General features: G+C 82.5%; 1 protein-coding gene. It reads left to right on the top strand.

The window, feature by feature from the left end; translation table 11 throughout:
* Nucleotides 1–885: hypothetical protein (locus BST12_RS35175; RefSeq protein WP_211281409.1), on the top strand; the 885-nt coding region annotated here is incomplete at both ends.

The following is an 885-nucleotide window of genomic DNA, read 5'->3' as shown; positions in this document are numbered from 1 at the left end:
CGGCGGTGGCGGGACCGGAGGCAACGGCGGCCTCGGTACCGGGGCGGCCGGCAGCGGTGGCGTCGCGGGTGCTGGCGGCAACGGCGGGGCCGGCGGAGCGGGCGGTACCGGCGGCGCCAACTTCGGCGGCGGTCAGGGCGGTAACGGCGGTGGGGGCGGAACCGGCGGCTTCGGCGGCTTCAGCACCGACGGAGTGATCGCCAACGGCGGCATCGGCGGCAACGGCGGCCAGGGCGGGGCCGGCGGCACCGGCGGGGTCGGCACCACCGGGCTCGCCGGATCCGGCGGCATGGGTGGTACCGGCGGCAACGCCGGCGCGGGTGGGTTCGGCGGCGTCGTCGGCGCCGACGGCACGGGCGGACAGGGCGGCGCCGGCGGCGCGGGCGGCACCGGCGCCAACGCGACCGTCGCAGGTCAGGCCGGGTCTGGCGGCGGCCAGGGCGGCCAGGGCGGCGCCGGCGGATCCGCGGGCGTGGGCGGCGTCAACGGCAACGGGGGCGCCGGCGGCGCCGGCGGCACCGGCGGCAACGGCAAGGCCGGCGCGACCGGCCTGATCGGCGGAGGTGGCGGCCAAGGCGGCAGCGGCGGCGGCGGCGGTAACGCCGGCACCGGCGTGGGCGCGGCCGCCACCGGCGGCGTGGCCGGCAACGGCGGCCAGGGCGGCCAGGGCGGCCAGGGCGGGACCGGCGCACCCAACGCCAACGGCGGGCAGGGCGGCCAGGGCGGCGGCGGCGGTGCCGGCGGCGTCGGCGGCCTCAACAGCGACCAACTCACCAGCGCAGCCAGCGGCACCGGCGGCAACGGCGGCCAGGGCGGCCAGGGCGGCCAGGGCGGCGCCGGCACGGTCAGCAAAGCCGGCGACGGCGGTGGGGGTGGGGCCGGTGG

Origin of the sequence: Mycobacterium angelicum, assembly GCF_002086155.1 — a bacterium.
GTDB classification, from domain to species: domain Bacteria; phylum Actinomycetota; class Actinomycetes; order Mycobacteriales; family Mycobacteriaceae; genus Mycobacterium; species Mycobacterium angelicum.
The sequence above is the reverse complement of the archived record's forward strand: the minus strand, read 5'-3'. Positions and strand labels throughout refer to the sequence as shown.